General features: G+C 68.1%; 19 protein-coding genes, 1 tRNA gene and 1 pseudogene. 10 read left to right on the top strand and 11 right to left on the bottom strand.

Annotated features, from left to right (window positions below):
• Positions 1-93 precede the first annotated feature (93 nt).
• The 6 genes and pseudogenes from HALKA_RS0104170 (at position 94) to HALKA_RS0104190 (ending at position 9,450) form a co-directional block, all read left to right on the top strand.
• On the top strand, positions 94-1,359 hold the full coding sequence (locus HALKA_RS0104170; RefSeq protein WP_281170676.1) for a BamB-related PQQ repeat family beta-propellar protein: 1,266 nt from the start codon (positions 94-96) through the stop codon (positions 1,357-1,359).
• A pseudogene (locus tag HALKA_RS21795) lies at positions 1,356-1,673 on the top strand (2-oxo acid dehydrogenase subunit E2); the annotation flags it as partial. The gene HALKA_RS0104170 and the pseudogene HALKA_RS21795, both read left to right, overlap by 4 nt.
• A 114-nt stretch (positions 1,674-1,787) precedes the next feature.
• Positions 1,788-2,549 carry an ABC transporter ATP-binding protein gene (locus HALKA_RS0104175; protein WP_018256804.1) on the top strand — a complete coding sequence of 254 codons (762 nt, stop codon included), beginning with the start codon at positions 1,788-1,790 and terminating at the stop codon, positions 2,547-2,549.
• Positions 2,536-4,125 (top strand): hypothetical protein, encoded by a 1,590-nt coding sequence (locus HALKA_RS0104180; RefSeq protein ID WP_018256805.1) that lies wholly within the window; start codon positions 2,536-2,538, stop codon positions 4,123-4,125. The genes HALKA_RS0104175 and HALKA_RS0104180 overlap by 14 nt, the downstream gene beginning before the upstream one ends.
• A gap of 223 nt (positions 4,126-4,348) precedes the next feature.
• On the top strand, positions 4,349-7,117 hold the full coding sequence (gene leuS / locus HALKA_RS0104185; protein WP_018256806.1) for a leucine--tRNA ligase: 2,769 nt from the start codon (positions 4,349-4,351) through the stop codon (positions 7,115-7,117).
• 80 nt (positions 7,118-7,197) lie between these two features.
• Positions 7,198-9,450 (top strand): bacterio-opsin activator domain-containing protein, encoded by a 2,253-nt coding sequence (locus tag HALKA_RS0104190; RefSeq protein ID WP_018256807.1) that lies wholly within the window; start codon positions 7,198-7,200, stop codon positions 9,448-9,450.
• Between the two features lie 70 nt (positions 9,451-9,520).
• On the opposite strand, the gene HALKA_RS0104195 is transcribed toward HALKA_RS0104190, so the two are convergent.
• The 6 genes from HALKA_RS0104195 to HALKA_RS0104220 all read right to left on the bottom strand — a co-directional run bounded on the left by HALKA_RS0104195 (position 9,521) and on the right by HALKA_RS0104220 (position 14,759).
• Positions 9,521-10,315, bottom strand: a complete 795-nt coding sequence (locus HALKA_RS0104195; RefSeq protein ID WP_018256808.1) for an NAD-dependent epimerase/dehydratase family protein — start codon at positions 10,313-10,315, stop codon at positions 9,521-9,523.
• Positions 10,316-10,356: 41 nt separating this feature from the next.
• Entirely contained in the window at positions 10,357-11,142 is a 786-nt protein-coding gene (locus HALKA_RS0104200; RefSeq protein WP_018256809.1) for a DUF7089 family protein, read from the bottom strand.
• Complete coding sequence (locus HALKA_RS22435) at positions 11,143-11,232, bottom strand: hypothetical protein (RefSeq protein WP_018256810.1); 90 nt, start codon at positions 11,230-11,232, stop codon at positions 11,143-11,145.
• A gap of 39 nt (positions 11,233-11,271) precedes the next feature.
• Entirely contained in the window at positions 11,272-12,768 is a 1,497-nt protein-coding gene (locus HALKA_RS0104210) for an MATE family efflux transporter (protein ID WP_018256811.1), read from the bottom strand.
• A gap of 164 nt (positions 12,769-12,932) precedes the next feature.
• Positions 12,933-14,321 carry an FAD-dependent oxidoreductase gene (locus HALKA_RS0104215; protein ID WP_018256812.1) on the bottom strand — a complete coding sequence of 463 codons (1,389 nt, stop codon included), beginning with the start codon at positions 14,319-14,321 and terminating at the stop codon, positions 12,933-12,935.
• Between the two features lie 192 nt (positions 14,322-14,513).
• Entirely contained in the window at positions 14,514-14,759 is a 246-nt protein-coding gene (locus HALKA_RS0104220) for a ferredoxin (RefSeq protein ID WP_015761667.1), read from the bottom strand.
• Between the two features lie 101 nt (positions 14,760-14,860).
• Here HALKA_RS0104220 and HALKA_RS0104225 point away from each other — a divergent pair, with 101 nt between their 5' ends.
• The 3 genes from HALKA_RS0104225 to HALKA_RS0104235 all read left to right on the top strand — a co-directional run bounded on the left by HALKA_RS0104225 (position 14,861) and on the right by HALKA_RS0104235 (position 18,894).
• Positions 14,861-17,287, top strand: a complete 2,427-nt coding sequence (locus tag HALKA_RS0104225) for an ATP-dependent DNA helicase (RefSeq protein WP_018256813.1) — start codon at positions 14,861-14,863, stop codon at positions 17,285-17,287.
• Positions 17,287-17,787, top strand: a complete 501-nt coding sequence (gene cgi121, locus HALKA_RS0104230; RefSeq protein WP_015761669.1) for a KEOPS complex subunit Cgi121 — start codon at positions 17,287-17,289, stop codon at positions 17,785-17,787. The genes HALKA_RS0104225 and cgi121 overlap by 1 nt, the downstream gene beginning before the upstream one ends.
• A gap of 129 nt (positions 17,788-17,916) precedes the next feature.
• Complete coding sequence (locus HALKA_RS0104235) at positions 17,917-18,894, top strand: hypothetical protein (RefSeq protein ID WP_018256814.1); 978 nt, start codon at positions 17,917-17,919, stop codon at positions 18,892-18,894.
• A 29-nt stretch (positions 18,895-18,923) separates the two neighbouring features.
• Here the strand turns inward: HALKA_RS0104235 and HALKA_RS0104240 are convergent, their stop codons facing one another.
• From HALKA_RS0104240 to HALKA_RS0104250, 3 genes are all read right to left on the bottom strand, one after another.
• Positions 18,924-20,327, bottom strand: a complete 1,404-nt coding sequence (locus HALKA_RS0104240) for an adenylosuccinate synthase (RefSeq protein WP_018256815.1) — start codon at positions 20,325-20,327, stop codon at positions 18,924-18,926.
• A gap of 68 nt (positions 20,328-20,395) precedes the next feature.
• Positions 20,396-20,938 (bottom strand): DUF1684 domain-containing protein, encoded by a 543-nt coding sequence (locus HALKA_RS0104245; RefSeq protein ID WP_015761672.1) that lies wholly within the window; start codon positions 20,936-20,938, stop codon positions 20,396-20,398.
• 90 nt (positions 20,939-21,028) lie between these two features.
• Positions 21,029-21,099: transfer RNA gene (locus HALKA_RS0104250), tRNA-Gly, on the bottom strand.
• A gap of 202 nt (positions 21,100-21,301) precedes the next feature.
• Between HALKA_RS0104250 and HALKA_RS0104255 the strand changes: the two genes are divergently transcribed.
• On the top strand, positions 21,302-21,754 hold the full coding sequence (locus tag HALKA_RS0104255) for a reverse transcriptase-like protein (protein ID WP_018256816.1): 453 nt from the start codon (positions 21,302-21,304) through the stop codon (positions 21,752-21,754).
• Between the two features lie 15 nt (positions 21,755-21,769).
• Here HALKA_RS0104255 and HALKA_RS0104260 read toward each other — a convergent pair whose 3' ends face one another.
• Together HALKA_RS0104260 and HALKA_RS0104265 are read right to left on the bottom strand one after the other, a co-directional pair.
• Positions 21,770-22,438, bottom strand: a complete 669-nt coding sequence (locus tag HALKA_RS0104260; RefSeq protein ID WP_018256817.1) for a hypothetical protein — start codon at positions 22,436-22,438, stop codon at positions 21,770-21,772.
• Between the two features lie 10 nt (positions 22,439-22,448).
• The gene (locus tag HALKA_RS0104265; RefSeq protein WP_026190145.1) at positions 22,449-25,139 is read right to left on the bottom strand and encodes an alkaline phosphatase PhoX; all 2,691 of its coding nucleotides are present in this window, start codon (positions 25,137-25,139) and stop codon (positions 22,449-22,451) included.
• Positions 25,140-25,208: the final 69 nt, after the last annotated feature.

Below are 25,208 nucleotides of genomic sequence, written 5' to 3' on the forward strand. Positions count from 1 at the left end.
GTTTTTATAGATCGAGAATAATAAAATATGGGCAGACAGACAAAGAAGTCATCACAAATACGTATGAGAGAATTCGCTACCACCCGCCGTGAGATGATTTACAGCGGGTGCTCGTTGACTGGAGCCCTTCTCGGAACAGAAACTGTATCGTCTGCCCCGGGAAGCGATGAGTGGCAGGAGTTCGGTTTCGATACAGCTAACAGCGGTAACGGCCGGGAGAACCGAGGGCCGTCTACGGACATCGGAACCAGTTGGTCGTTCCAAACAGACGACCAGATCACGTCGTCTCCCGCGGTCGTCGACGGGACCGTCTTCGTCGGCAGTCACGACGGAGCCCTCTACGCATTCGATGAGACAGACGGGACACTCGTTTGGCAGTTCGAAATGACCGAGCGCGTCCTCTCTTCGCCAGCCGTCGTCGACGGAACTGTCTTCGTCGGTAGCAACGGTCCAGACCGCGCCGTGTACGCCCTCGATGCGGAGACGGGCGACGAGGTGTGGAACTACGAGGCGTCGAACTGGATTACAGCGTCGCCGACGGTGGTCGACGGTCACGTCTACGTCGTCGACGACAACCAATGGGTGTACGCAATCGACGCTGCCGACGGATCGGAGCGATGGACCTTCACCGGGACCGATTCGGTCCCACCACCACTCAAGACTGCCGGCGTGGCTGTCGCCAACGAGACGGTGTACTTCGGCAGTCGGGACAGCACCGTGTACGCACTCGACGCGAACGATGGAACAGAACGGTGGTCGTCGTCGACCGACGGTCAGATCGGGTCGCCGCCAGCCGTTGTAGATGGGTCGGTGTACGTGGGCAGCGACGACAATCACGTGTATGCCTTCGACGCCGAAGACGGACGTGAGCGCTGGCGATACGAAACCGGCTACTGGGTGGAAGCGTCACCTGCCGTCGTCGATGGAACGGTGTACGTCGGCAGCTTCGACGGAACGCTGTACGCCCTCTCGGCTGCCGACGGAACTGTCGAGTGGACGCGAAACGTCGGTGACGAGCTGGAATCGTCGCCGGCTGTGGTCGATGGCACGGTCTTCGTCGGCTCCGACGACACGAAACTCCACGCGATTGACGCCGAGAACGGAACCCATCGCTGGGCGTTCCGAACCGGCGGACGCGTCGAGTCTTCCCCCGCAGTAGTAAACGAACGGGTCTATGTCGGAAGCAACGACGGAAACGTCTACGCGCTCAGTAGCGATGCACGGTCTGACTCGTCGATACCGGAACTGTCGATGCGAAATCTGGGGATCGCTTCGGCCGCTGGCCTGCTCGGCGTGGGGTACCTCCTGCGTAGTCTAAAAACGGATACCGCTGAGACTGACACCAGCAACAGCGAGTAGACAGGGATCGACGTCGTCGAAGCTTGCTGGCTGGACTAATACTACCGGCTGTAAATCTGTCACAGATTTCGCCACCCCGGGGTGGCGAATATCTGAACGAAGTTACAGCCGGCAGTATAAATCAAGGGATACCGATCATCAACGTCCGACAAACCGCCATTCTCGGAACGGGCGCGCTGAAAGAGCGGCCGGTCGCAGAGGACGGGGAGACGCGAGCACAGCGAGGGTCTCCGAACGGTGAGCGGGGAGCACAGCGACCCGCGAGCGGCGAAGTCGTCGCGAGGGCGACCCTCCCGCTGTCGCTTGCGATCGACCTCAGCACGACGAGTCAACATGCGCTGTCGGGCGAACTGACGGTCGAGGACGCCCCGGCACCCGACGACTGATTGACCCGAAGACATTCCTCGGTGACACCCCACGGACCGACAATGACAGTGTCCCCGGCAATCGCCACGGACGGACTGAGCAAGCGGTACGGCTCGACGACGGCCGTCGCCGACCTCGATCTGACGGTCCCCTCCGGCGTCGTGTACGGCTTTCTCGGGCCCAACGGCGCGGGCAAGACGACGACGATGCGGATGCTGACCGGACTGGTCGAACCGAGCGAGGGGGCGGCCACGGTCGCTGGCGTCCCGAGCGACGACCGCCGACAGCTCGTCGACCGGATCGGTCTGTTACCCGAAGAGCCGCCGCTGTACGAGGAACTGACCGGGCGGGAACAGCTGGAGTTCGCGGCCGACCTCCGTCGCGTTCCCTTCGAGCAGATCGCCGACCGGGCGCTGGGGCTGTGCGACCGACTGGGGCTGGGCGAGGACCTCGATCGCCGCGTCGACGGCTACTCGAAGGGGATGCGCCAGAAGACCGCCTTCGTCCAGGCCGTCCAGCACGATCCGAGCGTCGTCTTCCTCGACGAGCCCACCTCCGGGCTCGACCCCCGCGCGGCCAAGACCCTGCGGGAGCTGATCGTCGAGCTCGCGGCCGACGACACCACCGTCTTCCTCTCGACGCACATCCTCCCGGTCGTCGAGGAGATCGCCGATCGGGTGGGCGTCCTCCACGACGGCCGCCTCGTCGCTGAGGGACCGCCGGGAGAGCTGATCGGATCGGTCGAGGCGGAGGGGGGCGCGGACCTCGAAGACGCCTTCCTCGCGCTGACCGGCGACGCCAGCGAGGCCTATGCGACGGAGTGACCTGCGGGACGGTGCGGTGCTCGCACGCACCGAACTGCGGGCGCAGGTGCGCCGAATCGCGGGCAACCGCCGCCAGCTGATCGGCGTCGTCGTCGGACTGCTCTCCTTTGGCCTGTTCTTCCCGCTGACCTTCCTGTCGCAGGTGCTCACCTTCGCCGAGGGGCTCGCAAGCGGGGCTCCGCCGCTGGCTCGCTTCGGGACGGTCCTCGTGAGTGTCCTCACAGTCGGAGTGTACTTCGGGGCCGCGACGGCGATCAACCAGACCCGCGTGGGGGCGATCGGCCCGCTCGTGCGCACGTCGATCCCGCCGGAGGGGGTCGTCATCGGACGATTCGCCAGCGAGACCCTCCAGGCGACGGCCTTCGCCGTCGTTCCGGGGGTCGTCCTGCTGGTCATGGTGGCGGCCGGCGCTGGGACGCCCCTGCCCGCGCTGCTCGTGCTCGCCGCCAGCCTCCCGCTGCTGGTGGCCGGTCTCGTCGCCGGGCGGACGATCGGCGCGACGGTCCGCTATCTCGGACTGCTCTCGCGACTCTCGGCGTGGGGGAAAGCGGTCGTCCTCGTCGTCCTCGCCGGCACCGCCTTCCTCGGACTCCAGACGGCCATCCCGGCGGTGATGGGCGACGACGGCGCGCCGTCGCTGTCGGCGCTGCTCCCCGGACAGCCGCTCCAGGCCTACGCCAGCGTCGTCGCCGCACCGCTGGGCGCGACACCGCGACCGCTGGGCGTGGCAGTGGCCGCGGTGGTGCTGGCCGCGGTTCCGGTCGGGCTGGCGGCGGCGCTGCGCATCGAGAGCGCGCTGCTGTTCGACGACCGCGGCGACCAGTCGGGCGACCAGCGGACGACGAGCCGATCGGTGCCCCGCGTGCTCGCGGCGACGCCCGCGACGCGCATCGCCTGGCGATACCTCCTGCGGACGCGCCGGAATCCGAAGCTCGTCTCGCACCTCTCGATGGTGCTGTTCGGCGCGCTCGCCTTCGCGGGGAGCCTCGTCAGCCAGCCGGAGCTGCTGATGGACCTGGGGCCCGGGGCCGCCGTCGTCGCCGGGAGCGTCCTCGCGGGCGCGACCTTCTGCCTGAATCCGATGGGCGACGACCGCGAGCAGCTCCCGCTGTTGCTGACGAGCACGGCCTCGACGAGACACCTCCTGCGGGGTCGAGTGGTGGGCGGACTGGTCGTCGGCGGGACCGTCGCAGTCGGCGTCGGGCTCCCGCTGGGGCTCGTGAGCGATCCGCCCTTGCGCGTGCTCGGACGGACGCTCCTGACACCCGTCGTCCTGCTGGCGGCGGCCGGCACGGCGCTCGGCGTCGGGGCCGTCGTCCCGAAGTTCGAGCGCAGCGAGTACATGAACGTCGAGCGCGCCCATCCGTCGACGCTGGGGACGCTCACGTACTTCTTCGGGACGCTGGTGGTGGTGGGCATCGGCCTCGCGCTCGTCTGGCTCTCGGTCGACGGGGGCAGTGGCCCGCTGCTGGTCGGGGCCTGGATCGTCTATCTGGCCGTCCTCGCGACGACCGGCGTCGGCGGCTATCGCTACGCCGTCGGGACGTTCGATCGCCTGACGATGGACGACGTCTAGTCGCCGGACGGCCCCGACTCGTCGGTGGCGTCGCCGGGACGGTCGTAGGCACTCCGATGGGCGAGTAGAGTCGCGCCACCGTTCGGTCGTCGGGCCGAGCGAGGGTAAGTGCGGGAGTCGTCACAGCGGACGTGACAGCGAATGGAGACGGCGACGCTGGGACCACGCGCGGGCGAACCAGCTACTCATTTAGTCCCCGGGACTCATGGGGTCAACAAGAACGATGTCAGACAGTTCGAGCGGGTACGATCCGAGCGCGATCGAACCCAAGTGGCAGGCCGAGTGGGACGACGCCGAGGTGTTCCGGACCCCCGACAGCGCCGAGGACGTGGAGTACGTCCTGGCGATGTTCCCCTACACCTCCGGCAACCTCCACATGGGACACGTCCGCAACTACACGATCACGGACGCCTACTCCCGGTACAGGCGCATGCAGGGCGAGGACGTGCTCCACCCGATGGGGTGGGACTCGTTCGGACTGCCCGCCGAGAACGCCGCAGAAGAGCGGGACACGAGCCCCGAGGAGTGGACCCGCAAGTGCATCGAGTCGATGAAGGCCCAGATGAGCGAGATGGGCTTTGGCTACGACTGGGACCGGGAGGTCACGACCTGCGATCCGGAGTACTACCGGTGGAACCAGTGGCTGTTCAAGCGCTTCCACGAGGAGGGCCTCGTCGAGCGCAAGGGGTCGGAGGTCAACTGGTGTCCCTCCTGCGAGACGGTGCTGGCAGACGAGCAGGTCGAGGGCGAGGCAGAGCTGTGCTGGCGCTGTGACACGCCCGTCACCCAGCGCGACCTCGACCAGTGGTTCCTGACGATCACCGACTACGCCGACGAGCTGGTCGACGACATCGACGAGCTGGCGGGGTGGCCCGAGAGCGTGCGCGCGATGCAGCGAGACTGGATCGGCCGCCAGCACGGCGCGCGCGTCCCCTTCGAGGTGGAGGGGTACGGCGAGGTCGAGATCTTCACGACGCGGCTGGACACGATCCACGGGGCGACCTTCTTCGCGGTGGCTCCGGACAGCGAGATCGCACAGGATCTCGCAAAAGAGGACGAGGACGTGGCTCACTTCGTCGAGGAGGTCGCCGACCCCGACGGCGACGAGCCAAACGGCGTCGCCACCGACCTGACGGCGACCAACCCCGCGACGGGCGAGGAGATCCCCGTCTTCGTCGCGGACTTCGTCCTCTCGGACGTGGGGACGGGCGCGCTGATGGCGGTGCCCGCCCACGACGAGCGCGACCACGCCTTCGCCACGAAAAAGGACGTTCCGATCCGGCCGGTGATCCGCCCGGAGGACAGCGAGGACGACCAGCGGGAGTCCTCGGGACAGGCGAGCGGGGACCTCCCCGATGTCGAGGAGACTGCCTTCACCGAGGACGGCGTCGTCGACCACAGCGAGGTGCCCGCGGACGCGGCGGGGACCGGCGGCTCCGATCCGGCCGACTACGACGGTCTCGCGAGCGCCGACGCCCGGAGCGCGCTCGAAGACGACCTACCGGGTGCCGGTCACGACAAGCAGTACCGCCTGCGCGACTGGGGGATCTCCCGGCAGCGCTACTGGGGGACGCCGATCCCGATGGTCCACTGCGAGGAGTGTGGCGCGGTGCCGGTGCCCGACGAGGACCTCCCCGTCGAGCTCCCCGAGTTCGTCCAGACCACGGGGAACCCGCTGGACGAGGTCGACGAGTTCGTCCAGACGACCTGTCCCGACTGTGGCGGCCCCGCCGAACGCGAGACCGACACCATGGACACCTTCGTCGACTCCTCCTGGTACTTCCTGCGCTACACCTCGCCGGACCGCGAGGACGCCCCGTTCGACACCGCTCGCGCGAACGACTGGCTGCCGGTCGATCAGTACGTCGGCGGCATCGAACACGCCGTGATGCACCTGCTGTACGCTCGCTTCGTCACGAAGGCCATCTCGGATCTGGAGCTGCTCGATCACCGCGAACCGTTCCAGAACCTCGTCACGCAGGGGATGGTCCAGCTCGACGGCGAGAAGATGTCCAAGTCCAAGGGCAACGTCGTCTCCCCGCAGAACATCGTCGAGGAGTACGGGGCCGACACCGCGCGGCTGTTCATGATGCAGGCCGCCCGCCCCGAGCGGGACTTCGACTGGAAAGACGAGGGCGTCGAATCGAGTCACCGCTTCCTGACGCGGCTGTACGACGCCGTCGAGGCCCACGTCGACTCCCCGCCCGCTGGCGAGGCCGGCGACGTGACCGACTACGTCCGCCGCGAGATCGATCGGGTCACCGCCATCGCCGACGAGAGCTACGAGCAGCTGACGTTCACCGAAGCGCTGCGCGAGACCAGGGAGTTGCTCTCCTTGCTGGATCGCTACGCCGAGGCCACCGAGCCCCACGCCGAGACCGTCGAGGCAGCGCTGTCGACGATCGTTCGCCTGCTCGCGCCGGTCGCGCCCCACGTCACGGAGGAGCTGTGGTCGGAGCTCGGTCGCGCGGACGACCAGCGGGAGTCCGCGGAACGAGCGAGCGGTGAAACCGCGAGCGGCGAGGGCTTCGTCGCCGAGGCCGAGTGGCCGACCGCCGACGGCGATCTCGGCCGGCACCAGCTGGAGCGCCAGCTGGTCGAGGACACCCGCGAGGACGTGCGCCAGATCGTCGACGTGGCCGACATCGAGGACCCGAGCCACGTCGAGATCGCCGTCGCGCCCGAGTGGAAGTTCGAGGCCCACGCGATCGCTCGCGAGTTCGACGGCGACAACCTCGTCGGCGAGATCATGAGCGACGAGCGGTTCCGCGGCGAGGACGGCGCACCGGACTACGCGAAGGACCTGCAGGCGGAGCTGCAGACCCTGACCGAGACACTCGACGCCGCGACCGAGGCCGAGGTGCTCGCGCGCGCTCGCTGGCTGATCGCCGAGGAGTTCGACGCCGAGGTGACCGTGCGGGCCGGCGAGGACGCCGACGCCGATCTGGTCCGGAAAGCCGAGCCGGGGCGGCCGGCGATCAACATCGAGTGAGCGATTCCGAACGGGGGCGTCGCTGGACGCGCGACCGTCGGGGATCCGCTTAAGTACTCGAACACACTAACGTATTAGGTATGAGGCCGGACGAGGAGGCGGCAGACGCCGCCGACGGCGAGGACGTGGGGAAGAGTGACGCCGACGCCGGGGGGCGAGGCGAGCAACCGATCGAACGCGCGACGGAGACGCGGATCGTGACCGACGGCGGCGTCGATGCCGCCATCGAGGACGCGAGCGTCGAGCAGTACGCGGGTATCGTCGGGGCGCTGGAGGACGGCGTCTACGTCCTCGACGAGGACGGTCACTTCACGTTCGTCAACGAGGCGATGGTCGAGCTGACTGGCTACGACGAGACGGAACTCCGGGGCGAGCCAGCCACCCGCATCAAGGACCGAGAGACCAGCGAACGGACCGAGACGGCGCTGGCGGCGCTGCGCGACGGCGAGACAGAGGACCTCGATCGGACCTTCGACCTCTCGGTACAGCCCAAGCGGGGCGAGCCCATCGCCTGCGAAGAGCACGTGACTGCGCTGTTCGACGACGGGCAGTTCCGCGGCGTCGTCGGGATCGTCCGGGACATCTCCGATCGACGGCGGCATCGAGAGCTGATCTCACAGCTACAGGAGACCTCGCGATCGCTCATGCAGGCTCCGAGCCGAGAGTCGGTCGCGGACATCGTCGCGAACGCGGCCCGGCAGGTGCTCGGCTTCGAGCTGAGTGCCGTCCGGCTGTACGACGCCGACGAGCGCGTGTTGCGACCGACGGCGACGACCGACGCCACCGACGACCGGCTCCCCGAGCGGCCGGTGTACGCCCTCGACGAGGGCCAGCCCGGCACCGTCTTCGCCTCGGGCGAACCCGCCGTCTACGACGACGTGCGAACGATCGAGGACCCCGACGGGGAGTTCGGGCCGGTGCGCTCGGCCATGTACTTCCCGATCGGCGTCCACGGGACCCTGACCGTCGCCTCGACGACGGTGGGTGCCTTCGACGAGAACGACCGACAGGTGGCCGCGCTGCTGGCGATCAACGCCGCCGCGGCGTGCAACCGCGCCAAGCGCGAACAGGAGGTGCGAGAGGCCCGCGAGCGCATCGAGACGATCCTCGAACGGATCAACGGGCTGATCCAGAACACCGTCGAGGTGCTGGTCGAGGCCACCACGCGCGAGCAGGTCGAGGCCGGCGTCTGCGAGCAGCTCGTCGCCGTCGAACCCTACACCTTCGCGTGGCTGGGTCGGCCGGACGTGCGCGCCGAGACGATCAGCGCCCGCGAGTGGGCCGGCAGTCAGCCCAGCGGCGCGGCCACCGCCTCGGACGACGAGCGAGACGCACCTGCCGGGGAGCCACCCGTCGACGTCGCGGACGTGGCCGAACCGATCGACGGCGACACGCCGGGCGCGCAGGCCCTCGAATCCGAGGAGCCGAAGGTACTGGAGGGAGACGCGCTCGAAGACGCCGGCGGCTGGTTCCGGTCGGCCGCCGAGAACGGCGTCCGGTCGGTGATGGCGATTCCGCTGTCGTACACGGACTCGAACTACGGCGTGCTGTACGTCTGTGCCGACCAGACCGACGCGTTCGACCAACGGGAAAAGGTCGTGCTGCAGGCGCTGGGTCGGGCCGTCGCGAACGCGATCAACGCCATCGAGAGCGGCCGAATCCTCAGTGCCAACAAGGTGATCGAGCTTGAGTTCACCGTCGACGACCGGGACCTGCTACTGTCGCGCCTCTCCGGTCGAGCCGGCGGAACGATCGCCTCCGCCGGGACCGTGACACAGGAAGACGGGTCGCTGCGGCTGTATCTCACCACCCAGGACGCCGACACCGACGAGGTGATGGCCGTGCTGGACGCCGACGACGCCGTCGAGTCCGCGAGCCGGGTGGCCGAACACGACGACGAGGCGCTGTTCGACGTGACCATCACGGAGTCGCTGATCGCGACGCTCGTCGACCACGGGGCCGTCCCGAAGTCGATCGTCAGCGAGACCGGGATCGCCCGCTACAACATCGAACTCCCCTACGAGGCGGAGGCCCGCGAGGTGTTCGGGCTCGTCGAGGACAACTACGACTCGACGGACCTAGTCGGCTACCACGAGCACGAGCGTCCCGTCCAGACCCAACAGGAGTTCCGCGCCGCGCTGGCCGACCGGTTCACCGACCGACAGGAGACGGCGCTCCGGACGGCCTACCTCGGCGGCTTCTTCGAGTGGCCCCGCGAGGTCGACGGCGACGAGCTCGCCGGTGGGATGGATATCTCTCGGCCCACCTACCACCAGCACCTCCGGGCCGCCCAGCACAAGGTCTTCGAGGAGCTGTTCGAAGGCGGCTACTAGGGCGCTGGCGTTCGTCGCTGTCACAGAGACGAACACCTCGAAAGTCCTCTGCGCGCCAGCGAGAGCGCAATTACGCCATCGCCGCCCGGATCTGGGAGCGCAGCGACGCCTCGATGGGTGTCGGGTCCCGCAGGCGGATGTCGTCGGCCGAGAGCTCCATCGGCGATGGGGGAGTGCGGTCGACGATCGACAGCGCGGGCTCGGTGCCGGTCTCCTCGGCGACGATCGACTGGATCGACTCGCCGACCGCGGCGTTCGTGAAGGTGTACGACGAGACCGCAGCGGGGCTCTCGACGGCGAACGAGCCGGTCCCGAGTTCGCGGAGGAAGGCACAGAGATCGCCCACGTCGACGTAGGGGCGAACGATCTCGCCGTCGCCCCAGACCTCGATCTCGCCGTCGAGGGCCTGTTCGATCATGTCCTGGGCCTGTCCCCGCGGGGCGGGGCCGCCGACGACGTTGGGAAACCGGACGGTCGTGACCCCGTCGTACTCGCTGACGGCTCCCTCCGCGAGGTGCTTCGAGTGGCCGTAGCGGTTGACCTGGTCGGCGGCGGCGATGCTGGAGGCGAACACCACCGGAACGTCGCGTTCGCGGGCGACGCCGACGACGGTCGCCGTCCCCATGACGTTGTTCTCGACGAGGTGTCGCCAGTCGTCGGTCCACACGTCGGCGTCGGCCGCGAGGTGGTAGACCGCGTCGAAGTCGTGTGCCTCGAACAGCGCCTCGACGCGGTCGGCGTCCCGAATGTCGTCGGCCGGATCGACCGCGTTGTCGAAGCCGACGACCTCGTGGCCGGCCGCCGAGAGCTGGTCTGTCAGCACACCGCCGATGTACCCCGCGTGTCCGGTGACGAGCGCGTTCATTGCTCGTAGTTGCGCTGGCGGTTATTTGAATCCGGTGAAGATCAGGACAGCTCCGAGAGCGTCTTCTCGGCCCACGTGACGGCGTACTCCGGGCCGTACTCGCCGTACGCGCTGGTGTCGAGGGCTGCGAACGGAGTCGGGACCTCGACGCCGTGTTTGATCGCCGAGCAAGCCAGCTCCGCGGCCGCGGGAAACTCCGTCCGCCCCATCGCGACCTCCCCGGAGAGGTCGCCCAGGCGCGGTTCGAGGCGCTCGCCCGCGTCGACCCACGCGTCGAACAGCGCCGGCAGGTCGCCCTCCCAGTCGGCAAACACCGGACGCGTCTGCAAGCCGACGAAGGCGTCGAAGACCGCCGCCGCGAGCTGGTAGGTCCCGGCCGGCGAGAGGTGATCGCCCGTGGCCGCCGCGAAGTCGGGATACCGCTCCTCGAAGAAGCCGAGGAACTGTTCGGGCACGTCGAGCCCCGTGGCGACCAGCGCCTCCGCCAGCAGAAAGTCGACGAAGTCGTCCGGCGAGCCCGCCAGGCGGGGCTTGACCAGCACGACCGCCGGGTCGGTCTGGCGCGTCCAGGCGACGCCGCCGTCGCCGGGCATACCGACGGTGAAGTCACTCGACGCGACGGCGTGGAGCTCTGCGGGCGCGTCGTCGGGCACCCACTCGTCGGGAGAGGACAGTGGATCGACGCCGTCGGTCACCAACAGGAGATCCTCCGCGACGGCCGGATCCAGTGTCTCGAAGTCCCGCTCGCAGTCCAGCACGAGGGCGTCGGGCGCGTGTCGATCCCGAACAGTCGCCAGCTCCCCGTCGAGGGAGCGCTCGCTGAACATCTACGCGAGCGCGAGGTTCGCGATCAGTGCCAGGGACAGCAGCGCCGAGACGGCGATGGTCCCGAGAACGATCTTCGTTGGGTTGCTCATACCGGTGGCTGGGTCGGGTTCGGCATTAAAGCTTCAGTTCTAGTCGTCGGCCCCCACGCCGGAGGCCCGCGCGACGGCGCGCCACTTCCCCGTCCAGAAGCGACCGGTGTTGACCGCGGCCTTGACGTAGTAGTCACCGACGATGGCCGCGAAGATGGCGGACAGTCCCCAGCCCATGCCGGGCGTGAGGGTGATCTCGAGGACGGGGACCGTCACGGCGAAGCCGACGGGGAGCGCGAGGACGGCGACGGGGATGCGATAGAGGTAGGAGCCGACGAAGGTGCCATAGAGGGGCCAGCGGGTGTCCCCAGCGCCCCGGAGGCTCCCGCGCATGGTCCGAGAGACGCTGAAGCCGGCGACCGCCAGCGCGAACACGCGGATGAACGTGACCGTCAAGTCCGGGTACTCCGTCCCGAAGAGCAGCGAGATGGGACGGGCAAAGACTACCAGCACGGCGGCGATCAGCAGCTGCGTGACCAGCGCGATCCGGAGCGTCTGCCAGCCGTACTCCCCGGCGTCGGTGTCGTCGCCGGCCCCGACGTACTGGCCCACGAGCGTGCTCGCGGCCGTCGAGTACCCCCAGGCGGGCATCAGCGCGAGCAACATCACGCGGCGACCGATCGCGAAGGCGGCGACCGTCGGCGTCCCGAGCACGCCCAGCACGAACAGGAACGGGAAGCGAGCGAACGTCTGGAGCAGGCGCATCCCCGAAAGCGGGAGCGCGACGCGGACGATCTCGGTCAACAGACCGAGATCCAGCTGGCGGCCGCCGAGTCGGAGCGTCACGACGTAGCGCCCGGACGCCAGCAGCGCGAAGAAGACGGCCGCCGCGAGCGTGTTGGCGACGGCGGTCCCGATGGCGGCACCGGCGATCCCCAGCCGCGGCGCGGGGCCGAGCCCGAAGATCAGGACCGCGTTGAGGACGACGTTGGTCGGCAGCGTCAGCAGGCGGACGTACATCGGCGTCCGGGTGTCCGCGCTGCCGGCGAGCGCCCGCGCCGCGACCATGCTCCAGAACCGCGGGGCCAGCGACAGCATCACGATCGAGAGGTAGAGCCCGCCGAAACGGATCGCGTCGGGGTCGTCCGTGAGAAGTCCCACCAGCGGCTCGGCGTACAGCCACGAGACGGCCGTCAGGGGCACCGAGATTAGGAGCGCGAGCCACAGCGACTGCTTGACCGCGAGGTCCGCGCGCGCGGACTCACCAGCACCCTGGAGCCGGGAGACGACGCTGATCGTCCCCGAGGTGACAGCCAGCGACAGCCCGAAGCCGATGAAATAGTACTGAAAGCCGAGCTCCAGGCCGGCGATCGCGGCGTCGCCAAGCGCCAGTCCGACCATCGCGAAGTCGGCGATTCGCAGGAAGATCCGGAGGCCCCCGGTGACCATCACGGGCGCGGCCAGGTCGAGCGCCTCCGTCGACTTCTCCCGGTCGACGAGCCCGTACTGCGCCAGCAGCGCCGGGAAACCGTCGATGAACCGACCGGGAAGTGCGGAGAGCCAGGCGACCAGCTGCGCGAGGAGGCGACGGGCCATCGAGACGAAATGGAGACCGAACGCTACTGAGGGTTTCGCTGGCGATAGACGAACCGTCGAAGTCGAACGCGAAGGCGGCCGTCATACGGACGGTTGTAGGCGTTTACCCAGTCGACCGCACGATGGCGTGCGGTCGATCTGGTAAAGACCTACAACTTTCCGTATCAGTCGTCCTGTGCGGGCGCTTTCGTCTGCTCCTCGTCCTCGTTGGCGGTTTCGGCCCGCGGGAAGCTCTCGATGGTCGCCGAGCGGAACCCGTCCTTGTCGAACTCGTAGTCGTCGCCCAGCGCCTCGACGAGGTGCTCGGTGTCGCGCATGGCGTTTTTCAGGCTCGTGGAGGCACCCGGCGAGGGCGTGATGTTGAAGATCACGTCGTCGTCGGTGATCTTGGCCTCGCCCATGTCCAGGGTCTTGTTCTCGGTGTCGACGATCTGAGGGCGGACGCCGCCGTAGCCCTTCGCGCGGTCGATGTCGTCCAGTTCCGCGGTCGGGACGACCTTCTGGACGTGGGGCAGGAAGGCCCGCTTGCCGACCTCGGGCAGGTCGTAGACGAGGTTCTTCAGCACGTAGGGCAGCAGGATGCGGTCGGCGAGGATGTTGGCGTAGCTGAGGAACGAGTCGACGTTGAGGCCGAACACGTCGAAGAAGTCACTGACAGTGGAGATCTCGCCCCGTTCGAGCGCGGGGACGAGCTTGGCCGTCGGTCCGAAGCGCGTGACCGAGTCGTCGTGTACGTCGGCGTCGCCGTGGACCGCCGCGAAGGGCAGCTTCTTCATTTGGAGGGTGTACACCTTGCCGTTGAGGAAGTCGTCGGCCAGGAAGAAACTGCCCGCGACCGGCAGCAGCGACATCCCCTCGCCGTAGCCCATCTCCTTGGCGATCTGGAGGCTGTGAGAGCCCGCGGCGACGACGGCCGCGTCGGACTCGAACCAGCCCGCGTCGGTCTGGAAGATGTAGCCGTCCTCGGTGTCGTCCATCTGGGTGACCTCGGTGCCGGTGAACACGTCGACGCCGTCGATCTCCTCGGCGTCCTCGACGAACGAGTGGGAAACGTCGCCGTAGTCGACGACGTAGCCGTCCGGGGTCTGGAGCGCGAGCATCTCCTCGGTCGGGTCTCGGCCCTCGACGACCTTCGGCTCGATCTCGGCGATCTCGTCGCGGTCGATGGCGTCGAGTTTGGGGAACAGGTCGCCAAAGCCCTCCTCGTAGTAGCGGTCTTCGAGGCTCTGGACCTCCTCGTCCCCGACGGCCAGCACCATCTTCGAGCGCTTGCTGTGCATCTCGCGGTCCGGGTCGACGTTTTCGAGATAGCCCGCGAGCATCTCCGCGCCCTCCTTGACCTGCTCGGCTTTTTCGAGCGTGTAGTTGGTCTCGATGTCGCCGAAGTGCAGCGTCTGGGAGTTGTTCGTGTGATGCGAGTTGATCGCCGCGATCTCCGATTCCTTCTCGACGAGCGCGATCTTCTCGATGTCGGTGAAGTTCGCGACCGTGTAGAGAAGCGATGCGCCACTGATCCCACCGCCGACGATAACGAGGTCGTATTGCTCTGTCATGATTAGTTCCTAGCCACCGCAGTGCGAACCGCTCACACCCCGAATGTACGATCTGTGCTATTTAAGCCTCTCTACTCGCCAATCTGTGTATAAGATGACACGTTTGCGCTGTCAGTGTGTCTCGTTTAGACGGTAACACCACCGTCGCAGGTACCACATCGCTCGAAGACTCTCTCTCGTGACCGACTACGATTACGGAATCAGTTGCTCGCCGTCGTCGTCGTAGACGGCGATGGCGTCGACGGGACAGGAGCGGGCCGCGAACTTCGCGTCCAGTTCCGCCCCGTCGGGGACCTCGCGGACGAAGACGCCGTCGTCGGTCTCCTCGCTGTCGGCCAGGACGGCCTTGCCGGCGTCCTCGTCGCGTTCGAACTCGTCCCACTCGGCGACGCACTGGAACATCCCGATACAGGTGTCCCGGTCGTACTCGATTCGCATACCCGCGCTTGCGGCCTCTCGGGCAAAGTGCTGTCGCCATCGACCACGATCGCGACGCGAGGGCGACAGTTTAAACCACCGGAGGAGCCAAGCGAGGCGTAATGGACGTTGCGGACCTGCCAGGTGTTCCGTCGTGGCTGCCAGAGCACCTGCAGTCGGCGGGGATCGAGGCACTGTACCCACCGCAGGCCGAGGCCGTCGAGGCCGGCGTCACGCGGGGCGAGAACCTCGTCGCCAGCATCCCGACCGCCAGCGGCAAGACCCTGATCGCCCAGCTGGCGATGCTGTCGGCGATCACGGACGCCGCGGGAGCGAGCGAGCGGGAGCGAAGCGACCCGGAGACGCCTCCTGCAGACGGCGACGGCACCGCCCTCGGCGGCACGGCGCTGTACATCGTCCCACTGCGGGCGCTTGCCAGCGAGAAGCAGGCCGAGTTCGAGGAGTTCGAGCAGTACGGGCTCGACGTGGGCGTCTCGACGGGCAACTACGAATCCGACGGCGGGTGGCTCGCCGACAAGGACATCGTCGTCGCTACCAGCGAGAAAGTCGACTCGCTGGTGCGCAACGACGCGCCGTGGCTCGACGACCTGGCCTGTGTCGTCAGCGACGAGGTTCACCTCGTCGACGACGCCGAACGCGGGCCGACGCTGGAGGTGACCCTCGCGAAGCTGCGGCGGATCAACCCCGACATGCAGACGGTGGCGCTGTCGGCGACGATCGGCAACGCCGACGTGCTCGCCGAGTGGCTCGACGCCGAACTCGTCGACTCGGACTGGCGGCCCATCAGCCTGAAGAAGGGGGTCCACTTCGGACAGGCGCTCCACCTCGAAGACGGCAGCCAGTCGGAACTGCCGGTCCGCAACAGCGAGAAGCAGACCGCCGCCATCGTCCGGGACACCCTCGACGACGACGGCTCGACGCTGGTGTTCGTCAACTCCCGGCGCAACGCGGAGGCCGCCGCGGGACGGCTGGCCAGCGTCACACGCGAGGCCCTGACTCCGGAGGAGCGAGAGCAACTCGCGGACGTGGCCGCGGAGATCCGCGACGTGAGCGACACCGAGACGAGCGACGAGCTGGCCGACGCCGTCGCCGACGGAGCCGCCTTCCACCACGCCGGGATCGCGAGCGGGCACAGAGAACTCGTCGAGGACGCCTTCCGCGACCGCCTGCTGAAGGTCGTCAGCGCCACCCCGACGCTGGCGGCGGGAGTCAACACGCCCAGCCGCCGGGTCGTGGTCCGGGACTGGCGACGCTACGACGGCACCGCTGGCGGAATGCAGCCCCTCTCGGTGCTCGAAGTCCACCAGATGATGGGGCGGGCCGGCCGTCCGGGGCTTGACCCCTACGGCGAGGCGATCATCCCCGCCGCGAGCCACGACGAGCTCGACGAGCTGTTCGACCGGTACGTCTGGGCCGACCCGGAGCCGGTCCAGTCGAAGCTGGCCGCCGAGCCGGCGCTGCGGACTCACCTGCTGGCGACGGTCGCGAGCGGGTTCGCCCGCTCTCGGGACGGGCTACTGGAGTTCCTCGAACGCACCCTCTACGCGACACAGACCGACGAGAGCGGCCGGCTGGCACGAGTCGCCGACGAGGTGCTGGGCTACCTGCAGCGCAACGACTTTCTGGAGCGTGACGGCGAGGAGCTCTCGGCGACCGCGCTCGGACACACCGTGTCCCGGCTCTACCTCGATCCGATGAGCGCCGCCGAGATCATCGACGGCCTGCGGTCGGGCGGTGGATCTGCCGCCAGCGGCGACGACGCGGGCGAGGAGCCCGCCGAATTCACGACCGCGAGCGACCTCGCCGACGAGGCGGGCGGCGACGAAGCGAAGGACCCGACCGCGATGGGACTGTACCACCTCGTCGCGCGCACCCCGGACATGTACGAGCTGTACCTCCGTTCTGGCGACGAGGAGGAGTACAGCCAGATCGCCTTCGAGCGTGAGGCGGAGTTCCTCGGGCGCGTGCCGTCGGAGTTCGAAGACGACCGGTTCGAGGACTGGCTCGCCGCGCTCAAGACCGCAAGCTTGCTGGAAGACTGGGCCAGCGAGGTCGACGAGGACGAGATCACCGACCGCTACGGCGTCGGCCCCGGCGACATCCGCGGCAAGGTCGAGTCCGCCCAGTGGCTGCTGGGGGCCGCCGAGTCGCTGGCGAGCGAACTCGGGCTCGACGCCGCGCCGGCCATCCGGCGCGCCCGGACCCGCGTCGAGCACGGCGTCCGCGAGGAACTGGTCGACCTGGCTGGCGTCCGCGGCGTCGGGCGCAAGCGCGCACGCCGGCTGTTCGACGCCGGCATCGAGAGCCGTGCCGACCTCCGGGACGCCGAGAAGTCGGTCGTGCTGGCGGCGCTGCGAGGCAGAGCCAAGACCGCCGAGAACGTCCTGGAGAACGCCGGCCACCGCGATCCGTCGATGGACGGCGTCGAGCCCTCCGAGGAAGTGTCGTACGAGCGAAGCGACGGCGACGGTCGAGCGTCGGACGGCGAGGAGACGACGGACGACCAGACCAGCCTGGGTGATTTCTGATGCAGCTGATCGAAGGCACTGCGACCGTCGACGACGTGGACGAGTTCGTCGAACGGCTCGGATCGCTGGGCGAGGACCACGGCGTCGTCGTCCAGGCGTTCGACGCCCGCTACGTCGTCGACCGACGGCACCTCGAACGGGCGGTCGAGTTGGCCGATCGCGCGTTCGACCGCGGCGAGTCGATCGCCCGCGACCGGGCCGTCGAGATCCTGCTGTACGCCGCCGGTCGCCGCCAGATCAACCGCGCGCTGGCGATGGGCGTCGGAGACGGCAGCCAGCCCGCCGTCGTCGTGGTCCACGACCCCACGGGCGAGGGCAGCGAGGCCGCGGCCGCCGACGCCGTCAGCGCCCTGCTCGAACCGGGCGAGACGCTCGGCGACTACGACGAGGGGGTCGTGCGGGAGTTCTTCGACGTGAGTGAGGCCGAGCTGGCGGCGACCAGTGGCACGCTCTCGGATCTCGTCGCCGAGCGGGTCGCGCTGTTGACCGTCGAGCGATGACGCCGCGGTCGCCGACGGCAGCGTCCGTGTCGCGGGTGCGAGACGTGTCCGCCTCTCGTCACGTATGACGATCCCCCCAGAACGGTATTACGAAGCTATAACACCGCCTGTAGCGGGATTTCGGGTACGATGATGTCCTTCGAGGGAGCCGGACTCTTGGTCGGTGCGATCGCACTCGGGGCGATCCACGGCATCGAGCCGGGACACGGCTGGCCCGTGGCCGCCTCCTACGCCCTGGACCAGACGAACGAGTGGGCGTACGGCTTCGCCGCGAGCCTGATCCTCGGCGTCGGCCACCTCGTCAGCAGCATCGCGATGGTCGGCGCGTTCTTCTACGCCAAGGAGTATTTCAGCCTCACGCAGGTCAACGAGCCGATAACGGTGGTCGGCGGCCTCCAGATCGGTGGCCCCGTCAGTCTCGTGGCCGGCGTCCTGCTGATCGCGCTCGGGCTCCGAGAGTACCTGTCCGGCCACACACACGGCACCAGTGCCGGCCACGACCACGGCGGCGGCCACGACCACGGTCACACACACGGCACGGACGACGGCCACGGGGGGCACCACCACACGGGCACCGACGATCACGGGCACGGACGCGATATCGACGGCAGTCACGAGCACCACAGTGAAGCCGACGAGCACGCCCAGTCGCGCGAGCGAGCGGACCGGAGCCTCGTCGATCGACTGACACTACCGGCTGTAAATCTGTCACGGATTTCGCCACCCTGGGGTGGCGAATATCTGAACGAAGTTACAGCCGGCAGTATGAAGACGGTGATCCCGTTCGTCGGCAGCGGGCACGCGCACGGAGAGATGGACACCGACCGTGGTCTCCTGGGAATCGCGTGGTTCGCGTTCGTCCTGGGGTTCGCACACGAAGAGGAGTTCGAGATCATCGCGCTCTGTGCCGGTTCGGACGCGTGTCTCGAACTCATGGGTGCGTACGCGCTGACGGTCGTCGTCGGCATCGTCGGGCTGACGATGCTGTTGATCGCGGGCTACGAGCGCTGTGAGGAGCGAGTCGAGCAGTACACACCGTATCTCCCCGTGTTCTCTGCACTGGTCCTCGTCGTCATGGGGATCGGACTCGTCACCGGCATCTTCTGAGGCAGACGGTCGTCGGTCCGTGAACCGGGCTACGTCGTCGGGTTCTCCAGGACGATGGTCTGGTCGCGGCCGGGGCCGACGCCGATGGCGTACAGCGGCGTGTCCAGCTCCGACTCGACGAAGTCGAGGTAGTCGCGGGCGTTCTCCGGAAGCGCGTCGTAGCCCTCGCTGGCGACGGCGTCCCAGTCGACCTCGGGCCAGCCGTCGAACGTGCGGTAGTTCACCGAGCAGCGGCCCCACTCCTCGGTCGTCGTCGGCACGGTCGTGATCTCGGTGCCGTCGAGATCGTAGCTGACGCCGACCTGGACCTCGTCGAGGCCGGCCAGCACGTCGATGTGGCCGACGACGACGCTGGTGAACCCGCTGGCCCGCGTCGCGTGGCGAAGCACCGGGAGGTCGAGCCAGCCGACACGGCGCGGCCGGCCGGTGACGGTGCCGTACTCACCGCCCTCGTCGCGGATGTAGGTCGCGAGTTCCTCCTCGCGCTCTCCGGCATCACTCGGCGGCTGCGCCGCTTCGTGGTCCGAGGCGCGCTGCGCCTCGCTGCCCTCGTAGCCCGGCGTATCGCCCTCGACGCCGGCAAGCTCGGTCGGCAGCGGGCCGCTGCCGACGCGCGTGCTGTAGCCCTTGACGATGCCGACGATCTCGCCCTGGCCGATCTCGGTCGGGCCGAGACCGGTGCCGGTACAGGCCCCGCCAGCGGTCGGGTTCGACGAGGTGACGAAGGGGTAGTTACCGTGGTCGATGTCGATGAGCGTCCCCTGTGCGCCCTCCAGCAGCACCTCGTCGCCGTCGTCGATGCGAGACTGGAGGTAGTCGCCGCAGTTGACGGTCATCCCTTCCTCGGCGAGTCGCTCGCCGTAGCCGCTGTAGGTCTCGAAGAGCGCCGTCAGATCGAGTTCCTCGCCGGCCTGCTTGCCGAATACGTCCTCGACGACGGCACGCTTCTGGGGGACGACGTACTCCAGTCGCGTCCGCAACACCTCGTCGTCGAGCAGGTCGCCGATTCTGACGCCGCGGCGGCCGGCCTTGTCCTCGTAGGTCGGGCCGATGCCCCGGCCCGTCGTCCCGACCTCCTCGTCTTTGTCCTCCTCTTCGATCCCGTCCAGTCGCCGGTGGTACGGGAAGATGACGTGGGCGCGCTCTGCGACGCGCACGTCCGGATCGAGGCCGCGCTCGCGGAGGGCGTCGAGTTCGTCGAACAGCGTCTCGGGGTTGACGACACAGCCGTTGCCGATGACGCAGGTCTTCCCCCGAACGACGCCGGACGGAAGCAAGGAGAGTTCGTAGGTCTCGTCGCCGACGACGACGGTGTGGCCGGCGTTGTCGCCGCCCTGATAGCGAACGACGACGTCGGCACCCTCGCCGTAGAGATCGACGGTGCCGCCCTTCCCCTCGTCGCCCAGCTGCGAACCGATGATCGTGACGGTCATACCGCCCCGGTATTTTTACCCTCGCTACAAATCGGTGCCGGTTTGACCGGGCGGTCGGGGCCGACCCGTCAGTACTCCCGCTCGCCGGCTTCGATCGTGGTGTCGAGCCAGTTGGCTTCGGGTGGGAGCGGACAGGAGAACGTCTCGCTGTAGGCACAGAACGGCGAGTACGCGAGGTTGAAATCGAGCACGACCTCGTCGCCGTCGGCGAGGGTCTCGTCGGGCTCCAGTTCCATGTAGCGCCCGCCGGAGTAGGTCTGCTGGCCGGTCGTCTTGTCGCGGAAGGGGACGAAGATCGCGTCGTCGGCGTCCTGACGGTAGCCCGCGAGTTCGTACGCCGCACCGTCGATCTCGAAGTCGAACGTGACGACGCGCCGGTAGCGGACCGTCCGGCCGTCGCTGGTCTCCATCTCGACCGGCTCGGGCGCGTCGGCGACGGTGACCGTCGCGGTCACCCGGTAGGTCGGATCGGGATCGAAGTAGTCCAGCCCCTCGAAGTCGTCCCGTTCCTCGGGCGGGATCGGCGACTGACGGTGTTCGTCGAAGAAGGCGTCTTTCTCCTCGCGACTCGCTCGCAGTTCGTCGGCCCATCCGTCGGGTACGTCGCTCATGGGGCGGGGTACGCCGCGGGGATGTTTATACTGCCGGCTGTCGGACGCGAGCGAGACACGACAGGCTCGGCGACGAGAGTCACGAGAGAATGCGCCGTCCGGGAATTGAACCCGGGCTATTAGCTTGGGAAGCTAATGTCCTACCACTGGACCAACGGCGCTCGCTTCGCTCGCCCCGAGGCTCGCAGTTCCCGCAGAACTGCTCACCAACGGCGCACTCACTGCGTCCGCGCCCCGAGGCTCGCGAACTGGCTCGTTCGCTCACCAACGGCGCGCTCGTTCCAACGTAGTACGTCGGGTCCACTTGAACGTAGCGCTTCGCCGGGCGACAGCGACTTGTCGCTGCGGGCCCCAGTCACCGCCGTGACGCCACAGACAGACGCGCTACCGCCGTCGCTCTTGCTGTACTTCGACGCGAGCGTCCGCTACGGCGAGGACAACGCGACGCCGACATCCGCGGCGGTGGGGTTCGTCGTCGAAGACGGGACGGAGACGATCATAGAGGGATCGCTCCCCGTCCGGACGTTCGTCTCCAGCGCACACTTGGAGTACCGCGCGCTGTTAGAGAGCGTGCAGGCGGTCGCAGACCGGGACGGGCAGATCGCCTCGTTACACGTCCACGGCGACGCCGACGCGGTGATCGATGCGGTGGATCCGGCCACCGACGCGACACCGGGCGACCGGATCATGCGCCAGCGCGTCGCGGCCATCCGGGCGGCCGTCGAGGAGATCCCGACGGTCACCTACCGCGCCGTCGGGCGGGGGCGAAACGAGCGCGCCCACGCGCTCGCGCAGTCGGGCCACGCGACGGAGTAGGCCGCCCCGCTGGGATTACCGGCGGCGTCCCAGCAGGGCGGCGATCGCGAGTGCGAGCGCCGCAGCCAGACCGCCGAAGCCGGGACCGGAGCCCGTCGTCGTCACTGCACCGCCGCCCGAGGCGTCGGTCTCGGGCGGCTCGCCGCCGGACGCGGCGTCGGTCGTCGGCTGCCAGTCCGTCTCCGTCGGGGTCGCAGTCGGCGCGTCGACCGCGATGGTGCCCGCCGCCGTCCCCGGATCGACGCGACCGCCGTCGTCGTCGTCGACCTGGGCGGCCTCGACGGCGAGGGGCGCGGTGCCCGTTCCGTTGGCCTCGACGGTGACCGTCGCGAGGGTCACGTTCGTGGCACCAGGACCAACTGCGGACTCTAAGTCTGCGGCCTCGATCGTGATTTCCCGGCCGTCGGGACCGACGTCGGGGTCGGTCGTCGGTCGGAGCCGGTCGGGGTACTCGGCACCGCCGACGGTCGCGACGCCAGAGCGGAGCGCGAGCCGGATCTCGAATCCGGCGAGTCCGTCCGGAGCCGAGTCGAGTGCCACGCGAACCGTCGTCGAGCCGTCCGGTTCCAGCGTCGCGTCGGCGATCGTGAGCGTCGGCTCGCTCTGGACGCCCCCGGCGGGCGCGACCGCCAGACAGGCCGCCAGGACGACGACGCAAGCGAGGACGAGCGGTCGAGCGGTCATCGGTCGACGATCAGATCTCCTCGTAGAGCTCGACGACGTCGTCGAAGTCGATCTGGCCGTTGTCGTTGAAGTCGTAGGCCTCCGGATTCAGGCGGACAGCGTCGGAGTCGAGCGTCTCGAACAGCAAGACCACGTCGTCGTAGTCGACCCGGCCGTTGCCGTTGACGTCCTCGTAGCGCCCGTCGCTGTCGGGGTCTTCCGGGACAGCGCCGCCGCCGGCCGCGGGAGGTCCGGTGATGACGAGACCGCGACGAGTTTCGACGCCGATCTCGACGCCCGCCTCGTCGTCGATCGTTTCGACGGACACCGCGAGGTCCGTCGTGCCGGGAGCACTGCCGGTGACTTCGACGCCGGCCAGCGTCACGTCGAGTGAGCCGGGCTGGATCGAGCGCTCGATGTCGCCGACTCGAATCGTCGCGCTCGAACCGTCGTCGGCGACGCTGACCTTCTGCAGGCCGATCGCGTCGGGGAAGGTCACGTCGGAGATCGCCGCGACCTCGGGATCGGTGAGCGAGACGGTGAACTCCCCACCGGCGAATCCACCCGGCGCGGCGTTCATCGTGAGATCGACGGTGCCGGTCGCATCCGGAGAGACGGCGACGGCCGAAGCGTCGAGGATCACGTCGGGCTGGTAGACGTACAGCCCGTCGTTGGGGTACGAACGGGCGGGGCCGCCGAAGCCGTCCTCACAGCAGAGCACGCGCCCGTCGTCCATCACGTAGACGTTGTCTATGTTGCGCAAGTCGTCGTCGGCGTCGGCGGCCGGATCGGTGAAGTCGGGACCGACGATCACCGGCTCCAGCGTCGAGACGTTGTAGTCGCGTTCGAGCTGGCCACGGTAGACGACGCCGCCGTCGACGCGATCCATCTGAACGTCGCCCTCGTCGTCCGCGAGAGCGTCGTTGAACTCCGCGATGCCGAAGTAGACGAAGTCACCGGGGCTGACACCTTCCCGGCTACTGACGCCTTCGGCCTTGTTGAACTCGATCGAGGCCCCGATCTCCTTGGCGGCGGCGCGCGTTTCGAGGAAGGGCACCCGCCGGAGTTCTTCGTCGACGTTCTCCGGGCCGTTCTGTTCGTACTGGTCGGCCCACTCGACGATCTCGCCGTTCGTGATGTAGTTCTGGTTGCCGTCCTCGACGACGGCTTTGTCGGCCTCTTCGAGCGCAGTCGCCAGGTCGTCGGTCCAGTCGGTCTCGGCGTGGGCTTCGAGGTACTCCTCCTGGGTCACGTCGTCGTACTCGGCGATCCAGGACTCGATTTCGGCGTTGCTGGCGTGGCCGAGCTCCAGCCACTCGATCTCCAGAGAGACGGCCGCCGGAGAGTCGCGCTCGCCGCCGTCGGCGACCGATACCGCGTCGTTGGTGATCTTCGGCGCGTACAGGGTCCCCTCGACGTCCATCGGGTCCTCGTAGCTCGGGATCGGCTCGTCGGCGACGAACTTGTAGATGCCCTTGCTGTCGCCGTCCGAGCAGCCATAGACCGTCCGCTCGTCGGGTAACACGTCCGGAGCCTCCCAAGCGGTCCGTCCCATCACGTAGTACTTGATCGGCTCTGGGGTCTCCGCGGCCGGCTCGCGGAAGTCGACGTGGTAGCCGTAGCGGTAGGGGTTGGGGTACACGTCGCCGATCGGGTTCGTCGTGTTGTTCTCGTTGTCGCCGGTCTGGTCGACCTGCTCGGCCCCGAGGTAGTACGCGAGGAACTCGACGCCGTCCAGCGCCCAGTACCCCTGGACGAACCACGAGTCGTCGCCGTAGTAATCGTCGATCGCGCTCTGGATGCCCACCGGGTTCGGCCGGTTCCAGAATGCTGCGCCGCCGACGAGCCCCTTGCCGGTGCCGGCCGCCACGATGTCGCCGACCGTGCCGGTCAAGGACACTCGCGTATGGGCGTAGTTCTCCTCGGAAGAGAGCATCGTGTTCCACGGGCTGCGGTCGCCGTAGCAGTTGATCCGCGTCCCGCCGAGTTCGCGGAGCGGTTCCGTGTTCGCCAGGTTCGTGGCGTTCTCCAGGTCCGCCTCCCACTCGCCTTCCTTGGTCCGGCTGACGGGCAGGCGAGTGACGTTCCCCGGACTGTTCTCCCAGTTCGTGTAGAGATACCCCTCCGTCCCGTCGTCGTTCGTCGGGATGAACTGGTTGCAGTCGGGGTTGGTCGCGGCCGCGCCGTACTGGGTCCCCGCGAAGTTGTCCTGCGTGATCTCGGTGCCGTCGGGGGTCTGGACGACGCCGAACCGCTCGTCGCCGCCCTGAATCTCTTCCCGAGCGTGCGCGAGGAAGACGTACTCGCCCTCGGAAGAACGGATCCGTCCCTGTTCGTCGACCGTTGAGGGAACCGACAGCTCGGAGAAGTCGTCGTTGTCGCCGTCCAGTTCGAAGGTGAAGCCACTGAAGTAACCCACTCCGGCCCGGTCGAAGGGCGCTTCGTTGGCCTTCACGTCCGAGTTTTCGAAGTCGCCGCCACGGTCACCCGTCGCGGGGTGTTGGTTACTGTAGAGAAGACTGCCGTCCTGAAAGACGAACGGTCCAGTCACTTCCGCGCCGAAGGAGGTCGTCGAGAACCGTTTCAACGACCCGTTCACGCCGGGCGCACCCGGCGTGTCCGATTCACCCACTTCGTCACCACTCGCGACACCCGCGACGCTCGCACCGAGCGCCGTTGCCACCGAACTCGCCATTAGATTCCGTCGGTTGAGATCTACCATCTGCGGGTGGATCCGGGGAACCGCTGGTAAAGCTCGTTTATATGAGGGGTCCGTGCGTCGACGTACCGC

The organism is Halomicrobium katesii DSM 19301 (genome assembly GCF_000379085.1).
GTDB lineage: Archaea > Halobacteriota > Halobacteria > Halobacteriales > Haloarculaceae > Halomicrobium > Halomicrobium katesii.